The following is a 6592-nucleotide window of genomic DNA, read 5'->3' as shown; positions in this document are numbered from 1 at the left end:
CCCGGCGTACATGGACGAAGAACCCGGTGAATACGACAAGGCGAGGTACTTCTGCGCCCGGGTGGGGGCGACGTAGAACAGCCGGGCCTCGTCGGTTTCGGTGCCCCGGTAACGGTCCGCGTCCGGCACCGCCTGCTCGGTCAACTCCCCAACCCGTGCCTCGAGCACCTCGACCCGCGCCTCGGCCGCCTCTTTCCCACCTCCGGCATTGGGCCGTTCTGTGACATATGGTGCCGAGGTGAGCGTGAGCATGCTGTGGGCGGTCTCTGCCATTGACGCACGTGCACTGCAGCGGTGGGGCCCGATCTGGACAAATCTGCTCGACGGATACGAGTCCCGGGAGGATCTGCAGGATCGCTGGCAGCTCTGGCTCAATCACGGCCAGCCGGACGAGTCGTTCGCCGAAATGTTCTCCGTCGTCGCCGGCGGTGGCTGGAAAGAGCTTTGGGACTTCTCCAACGAGTGCGCATCGGAATTGCTCACCGATGTCCAGGTCACCCGTCGAGTACCTGCGCCTGAGGCGTTGTTCCACGCGATCGGACCGGCGCGAGCCCGGTTGTTGCCCGGATTCCTTGGCAACTTCGTCCTGACCTCTGGCCAACTCGCGGCGGCGCTACCAGGCATCCTGGCGGCGTTTGCCTTTTCGCCGCACGAGCGCGGCCAGGTTCGCGGCCGGGTGGACGAGGCGCTCGCCGACTCCGCGCCGTGCGACGCCGATGATGTCCTCGACGCACTTCCCCGGCGCGCCCGATGAGCGGCAGACCATGCTATGGGGTTGGTCAGCATCTGCCAGGCGATCACGTGAGCGGACCTCGGTGTCACGCACCCGGTGGGTCTGTTGGTGCTGTCGCTGTGTGAGGAGTCGGGGCGCGCCGAGCCTCCCGGACTCCGAAATTGGGATTCCGCGTTCCTCGCCGCGGTCGAACGGTCCGCCGACTCTTACCGGATCAACGTCCGCGTATCAAGGGCTCTCGCAGTGGAATGGCCCGAGAAGCCCGCGGCCATGGCCTCCAGCGCCCAGCTCGCCATCTACAGTGGAAACCCTGTGGTCGACGGCGAAGACACCGGCGCGTGACGCGATTGCCGCGCCTGGACCGGCTGGCTTACCGTTAGGACGTAACTACGGCAGGCGCCGCCCCAACCAGCGCAGTGGCCGGCCGATGACGCGGTTCTGATGCCAGTGCCGCTGGATGACCAGCCGCCGGCCCCCGCGTAGCCCGTCGCGGAGCCGCGAGGCAGGTGAAGGGTGTCGCCTGTCCTCACGACCCCGGGCTTGCTGATGCAGGAAGTGCGCGCAGGCCAGGCAGACCCCGACCTCGGGATGGCGACCGAGCCGGACCAGGTCAGGCTCCTGATACGTTCCAGCGCAGCACCAGCACTCCAGCGGCTCGCCGGCCTCGGACGCTGTGACCGCCCCTGGTGTCGTCATGTGAGCCTGCCTCTCGTCCTACGTCACAGACGGGGCCGTCCCAACCCCGGATTACGTTCGATCATGGTTCAGTGCCCCGAAATCACCATCCGCCCGGTCTCCACGAGGCTCCCGACCAGGGGTGCTGCCGAATAAGCACCCGGCAAGCAACATCATCAACTGAATCGAACGCGCGTTCCGCAGGTCTGGTGGGTCCGGACGCCGCGGCCCGTCTGGTGACCGCGATCGTGGGCGTAGTCGAGCTGAAATCCGGATGGAGCAGGCCGGTCGTCGCTCATCCGCCGGTGATCTCCTGACGCCAGGTGCGGAAGAAGTGGCGTAGCCGGTCGGCGGCCGGACGGGGCAGTCCCAGGTCGTCGTCGGTGAACCGGCCGATGGTTCCGATCATGTCGGCGAACACCTGCAGGTCGAAGCCGCCGTCCTGGGTTTGGGCGAGGTGGACAAGTTCCTCCTTGGTGAAGACGTTCGCCAGGTCGTGCACATCGGTGAAATCACGTGCCTCGGCTCGGCCGAACAGGGCGAGCGTCTTGCGGGCCGCCAGGTCATGGGCGGTGAGTGTCGGGCCGAGTTCGGTGAGGGTGGGTGGTTCGTCCGGTGGACTGTCGACGCCGAGATCCACGATCAGCGCCTCGTTGTCTGCTTCGACGACAAGTCTGGCGAAGCTGTCCGTGATCTGGACCCGCCTGGTGGCCCAGCCTTTCGCGGCCGCCGCGCTTTCGAACGCCGCTGCCGTGTCGGGGATCGATGCCGTGGGCGGGAAGGCGGTGAACAGGTCGACGTCGCGGGTCTCGCGGTCGACGAGATCACGTGCGATGAGCGCGGCGCCGCCCGCGACCGCGAAGCCCACGCTTTCGGGCAGCCCGAAGAACATCCGCGCAACCGCCCGCTGCAACGATGTGATCACCTGAAGGCGATCCGTTCCCAGGCGCGCCGGACCGGGGCGGGAAGGACAAGCTCCGGCCAGGCGTCGACGAGCAGTGCCCCGTCGATGTAGGCGAGGATGTCTTCCGCCGTCCCCTCGCGCAGGACGATCTCGTACAGTCGGTGGCGCTGCCGACGGTCCGTGAGGTCGTAGGTCCGATCGGGGTCAGACCAGTTCAGATGGACGGGCAGGCGTACCCGTGCCAACGCCTGCCGGATCGGGAGCCGGGGCAGCCGATCCGGCACGGTGAACGGTCGTCCTCGGCTGTCCACCACGACCTCGAACGAGGGCACCGGCACGGCGTCGAGTCGGAAGCCTGCCGCCGCCAGTAGGCGTGTCGCGGTTTCCAACGTCGGTGACTTCACCCCGTGCTCATAGGCCGCCAACGTCGGCCGTGACGTGTGCGCCCGCCGCGCGAGCTCGGCCCCGGACAGGCCCGCCTCCAGCCGCGCCGACTCGATCAGCCGTCCCGCCAGCGAATCCGTCACTCCACCTCCATGCGTATCCGATGAGATACGGTACTCGTTTTTCGATCCGTTTGACGCTCCGTCACCCGACACCCCCGCGCTGACAGGCTCGGTCGGGGCACCGGGTTGCCGGGGGTCATGAGGCCGTGTTCGTAGGCGAAGACGACGAGCTGCGTGCGGTCGCATGGGTCGCGTGCGCGCACCTTCATCATCGCCCGGTTGACATGGGTCTTCGCGGTGGCGGGGCGGATGAACAGCCGCTCGGCGAGCAGTTCCTCGACGTCTCGGTACGACAGCGCGTAGCGCAGGTACCAGCGGACCGCGAGCACGATCACCTCCGGTGGGAACCGGAACCCCGCGAAGTCCGACACCAGCGGCGGCGGCGGCCTTCGCCTTCGCCTTCGCCTTCGCCGCGACGCCCACGCGGACCGACCACGCGTCCTCCCGGCCGCGCGCCCGTTCCTCCCGCATACAGGTCACCAGAAACACCTGGTAGTCCATCGACAGGCCGAACTCGACACCGACGATCGTGATGGGGACGATATAGGAGATCGGCGCGCCCTCGCCGACTCCGAGCAGCTCGGTGCCCCAGCATCACATGATCAGCGTCTTTGCGCGCATGTCACTGCAAGATCGGCGCGAGTTTGTCACTATGTACGCGCAGTGGGCCGAAAAGCGTACACAACAACAAACTCGCGCCGATCATGGTGCGGACGTCGCCGTGCTGCGCCGTACCCAGCCCAAGCCCCGGTGGGACTGGGCAGACCGGGCGGCCGACTTCCCGTTCCTGGTCCGCGACCGCGCGGGCAAGTTCACCGCCTCCTTCGACGCGGTCCTCGCCGACGCCGGTATCACCACGCCGTCGACCAATGCACTGATGGACAACCGCCCCGGGATCGACATGTTGTGCGCCCCCAACTGCGCGGCCGTACTCGACCGTTCCTGAACGGTGTGCGTTGGAGGTCAGTCCTACAAGGGCTGCCTCAGCAATGCTCCGCCAGCGACGTTGCAGCAGGCCGGGATCCCAGATGCGAGGCTGCGTCATCGACACCTGATCAGCACTGGTGGCGGGAGCGGCTGACGTGGGGCGCGACCCGCCTCTGGAAGCGCCGGGATCAGTCCCGCGTCGTAGCCCGCCGTCCGGCGGTTTGCCCTACCGGGCGAGAATCGACGACATGATGGTTGATGTCGACGATGCGGCGGCTACCGAGGAGCACCTCGCACGGGTAATTGGAGAGCTCTGTGACAGGCCTTCGGACCTGGCCGAGGCCACGAAGCTGTCGGCCGAGTCCGGTCTCTACGCCTGGTGGGCGCCCTGCGCCGTCTTCCCGGATCTCCCAGGCCACCCGAATCCGGCCGAACCGGGAGTCCGGCTGCTCTACCTGGGGAAAGCGACCCGTCTGCGCACCAGGATCGTGTCGAACCACCTGGCACGCTCCGGGAGCTCGACCTTGCGCCGGACACTCGCCGGCCTCCTGCTGACCCAGGAGAGTTACCGGACGCGGTGGACCGACAGAGTCGTTCTCGTACCCGACGATGAGAACCGCCTCACCGCGTGGATGCACAAGCATCTGTACCTGACCACGGTCCATCACCCCGCGCCCCGCACAATCGAAAGGCAGCTCATCGAACGCCTGAAACCACCGCTGAACATCGAGGGTGCGACGAACGGAACGGCCCGCATGACGGTCCAGAGTACCCGGCGGGCGTACTACGACAGCGCTGGCCCGCGGCCCGAAACACCGGACCTCCGCCGCCCTGCCTGAATACGGTGTGAACGGTGCGCTGGACTCTCACCTCGGGGTCAGTGGACGGGCACTCTTCTCGTATGCGCAGGGCTGAGCGGACACGGGATCGTCGACGACGATTCGCCGAGGCGTCACAGAACTTGTCAACGGCCAGTTCCGTGATGGCTCTGTCGCAGATTTGGTGGTGACGGTGCGTCGCCGAAGAGAGTGCGGTGACGGTCGCAAGTGAATCCTGCTCAATCCGGGCGGCTGTTTGCGATCCTGTACGCGTCGGACCCTCCGACCGCCATCGGGTACGTCACCGAAATGTCTGTATTGACCGGGCTTTGACCGCTCTCGGCAAGTCACAACGAATGCTGACTGTCAGTCACCGCCAGATCCGAGACAGAGCCTATAACGGCTCTGCCAAGATTCCGGTGGTAACAGGCAGTCGCCGTGCAGGTATTGTTAGCGCTGTGTGACGCTGGATTCCTGAAGGTCATTTTTCCTCAGCTCGCTACGGTGCTCATCGATCGGGTCGTCGATGAGGGACCGGTGGTACGGGTCGTTGCCCGGACCCGGGCCGGGCCGCTTGGGGCGGGATGCGGCGGCGTGGTGGCGGGCGATCAGACTGCGGTGCCACCGCAGAACGGTCTCCGGGCGTACCAGTAGCCGCAGGCCGTGCAGTGTTGGCCGTGGCAGCGTGTGCAGGAGCGCGGCGAGCAGGGCGCGGTCCGCTGGTTGGAATTGGATCCGTTGACCGTCGAGTTGGCGGTGGAGCACGGCGATCTGGTGTCGCAGCGTGAGGATCTCGATGTCCTTGTCACGGTCACCGCGGGGAGCAGACGCAGCAGCGCGAACGTGTTCGTGACACCGAGGTAGGTCAACCGAAGCAGCACGAAACGGCATCCTCGCGCAGCCACCGACCCCGACGGACGAGGGTCAGGGGCTGGTCCGTCCCACGATCGGCAGCCACGGCTGCTACCGCCCCGAGCTGGGCGGATGACATTTTCGGCAAGCACAACTCCACCCACGAACTCGGCGTCGCCCCGGACGACTACGACGCCCACCTGAACGTGGACTTCGGCGTGCTGGGCGAGGACGAGGTGGTGGCGGCGTGACCGGGAAGAAGCTGGGCCGGCCGTACGCCGCTGGCCGCTACTCTCCGCGACCCGCAGAGACGCGGCCTGCACCTGACGGTCAGGTTGCCGGGTGTTGGGGGCTGGGCTCCTCGGACAGCGATCGTGTGCGGAAGGCGCCGAAAGGGCAGCGCTTCCCGCCCAGGGCTCTGTCATTGCGGACCTGATGTCTCAGGAGTCCGTCTGCCGAATGAGTTCACGTACGGCTGCGCGGTCGATGCCAAGCTGTTCCATGAGATCTGCCGCGGGATCCGGCCTCTCACAGTCAAGGAGCGCGAGCAGCAGGTGCTCTGGTGCGATGCGCCGACTGCCGGTCTTCCTCACCTCGGCCAGAGCGCGTGGAAGGACCGAGCGGGCACCGGAGGTGAAGGGCGTGCGCTTGCGCGAGGCAGGAATCGGTGGCCGCTCGATTCCCTGGACGTCGATGCCGATCGCGGCCAGTGCAGACCGGTCGAGGGCGTAGAGAGCGGTACGCGCGGTCTCCAGGTCGGTTCCGAAGGCTCGGACGGCGACCGAGCCGTGCTCGTGGAGCACTCCCAGAAGGAGGTGCTCGGTCCCGATGCGGCGGTCGCCGCGCAGCCGGGCTTCTTCCCCCGCTGAGATGACTGCCGTGCGGGCAGCTGCTGCGAACTGTTCGAACACTGTCGTCTCACTTCCCGTACTTGGCGTGGACGGATTGGCGGGACACGCCGAGGGCGTCTCCGATCTGTTCCCAGGACCATCTCTGCTCCCTGGCGCGTGCCACGGCGGCCGTTTCCACCTGCTCGGCCAGCCGGTGCAGGGCGCCTACCGCCCGCAGTCCGACCGCTGGGTCGTGCGACCCGAGGCGTTCTGAGAGATCTCCCGGTTCCATGCCTGTCAGTCTGGATTGACAGGCAGGCTTCTGTCAATCCAGACTGACATCCACC

At 66.9% G+C, this 6592-nt stretch carries 9 protein-coding genes and 3 pseudogenes; 4 read left to right on the top strand and 8 right to left on the bottom strand.

The window, feature by feature from the left end; genetic code table 11:
* On the bottom strand, positions 1-273 hold a 273-nt coding region (locus U9978_RS15715), incomplete at its 3' end, for a hypothetical protein (protein WP_322761878.1).
* Here U9978_RS15715 and U9978_RS15710 point away from each other — a divergent pair.
* Together U9978_RS15710 and U9978_RS15705 are read left to right on the top strand one after the other, a co-directional pair.
* A complete protein-coding gene (locus tag U9978_RS15710) occupies positions 239-754 on the top strand; it encodes a hypothetical protein (protein ID WP_322761877.1) in 516 nt (171 codons plus the stop codon). The genes U9978_RS15715 and U9978_RS15710 overlap by 35 nt on opposite strands.
* A 75-nt stretch (positions 755-829) precedes the next feature.
* The gene (locus tag U9978_RS15705) at positions 830-1075 is read left to right on the top strand and encodes a hypothetical protein (RefSeq protein ID WP_322761876.1); all 246 of its coding nucleotides are present in this window, start codon (positions 830-832) and stop codon (positions 1073-1075) included.
* 45 nt (positions 1076-1120) lie between these two features.
* On the opposite strand, the gene U9978_RS15700 is transcribed toward U9978_RS15705, so the two are convergent.
* From U9978_RS15700 to U9978_RS15685, 4 genes and pseudogenes are all read right to left on the bottom strand, one after another.
* Positions 1121-1429 carry a hypothetical protein gene (locus tag U9978_RS15700; protein ID WP_322761875.1) on the bottom strand — a complete coding sequence of 103 codons (309 nt, stop codon included), beginning with the start codon at positions 1427-1429 and terminating at the stop codon, positions 1121-1123.
* A gap of 274 nt (positions 1430-1703) precedes the next feature.
* Positions 1704-2333, bottom strand: coding sequence for a nucleotidyl transferase AbiEii/AbiGii toxin family protein (locus U9978_RS15695; RefSeq protein ID WP_322761874.1), 630 nt, complete (start codon positions 2331-2333; stop codon positions 1704-1706).
* On the bottom strand, positions 2330-2839 hold the full coding sequence (locus U9978_RS15690) for a helix-turn-helix transcriptional regulator (RefSeq protein WP_322761873.1): 510 nt from the start codon (positions 2837-2839) through the stop codon (positions 2330-2332). Before U9978_RS15690 ends, U9978_RS15695 begins: the two co-directional genes overlap by 4 nt.
* A 236-nt stretch (positions 2840-3075) precedes the next feature.
* Positions 3076-3189: pseudogene (locus tag U9978_RS15685) on the bottom strand (IS6 family transposase); the annotation flags it as partial.
* 383 nt (positions 3190-3572) lie between these two features.
* On the opposite strand from U9978_RS15685, the pseudogene U9978_RS24090 reads away from it, so the two are divergent.
* A pseudogene (locus U9978_RS24090) lies at positions 3573-3677 on the top strand (transposase); the annotation flags it as partial.
* Positions 3678-3993: 316 nt separating this feature from the next.
* On the top strand, positions 3994-4584 hold the full coding sequence (locus U9978_RS15675) for a GIY-YIG nuclease family protein (protein ID WP_322761872.1): 591 nt from the start codon (positions 3994-3996) through the stop codon (positions 4582-4584).
* A gap of 543 nt (positions 4585-5127) precedes the next feature.
* Here the strand turns inward: U9978_RS15675 and U9978_RS15670 are convergent.
* The 3 genes and pseudogenes from U9978_RS15670 to U9978_RS15660 all read right to left on the bottom strand — a co-directional run.
* Positions 5128-5444, bottom strand: a pseudogene (locus U9978_RS15670) (integrase); the annotation flags it as partial.
* Positions 5445-5855: 411 nt separating this feature from the next.
* Positions 5856-6326: a Clp protease N-terminal domain-containing protein gene (locus U9978_RS15665; protein WP_322761870.1), complete on the bottom strand. Its 471-nt coding sequence runs from the start codon at positions 6324-6326 to the stop codon at positions 5856-5858.
* A gap of 7 nt (positions 6327-6333) precedes the next feature.
* On the bottom strand, positions 6334-6537 hold the full coding sequence (locus tag U9978_RS15660; protein WP_322761869.1) for a helix-turn-helix domain-containing protein: 204 nt from the start codon (positions 6535-6537) through the stop codon (positions 6334-6336).
* Positions 6538-6592: the final 55 nt, after the last annotated feature.

Source organism: Protofrankia sp. Cr2, assembly GCF_963555885.1.
Lineage (GTDB): Bacteria > Actinomycetota > Actinomycetes > Frankiales > Frankiaceae > Protofrankia.
Note: the sequence above shows the minus strand (reverse complement) of the source record. Positions and strands in the feature narration are given on the sequence as shown.

Bases quoted from the DNA above. Each gene is read 5' to 3' on its own strand.
- U9978_RS15675 (WP_322761872.1), top strand. From the start codon at position 3,994: ATGATGGTTGATGTCGACGATGCGGCGGCTACCGAGGAGCACCTCGCA.
- U9978_RS15700 (WP_322761875.1), bottom strand. From the start codon at position 1,429: ATGACGACACCAGGGGCGGTCACAGCGTCCGAGGCCGGCGAGCCGCTG.
- U9978_RS15660 (WP_322761869.1), bottom strand. From the start codon at position 6,537: ATGGAACCGGGAGATCTCTCAGAACGCCTCGGGTCGCACGACCCAGCG.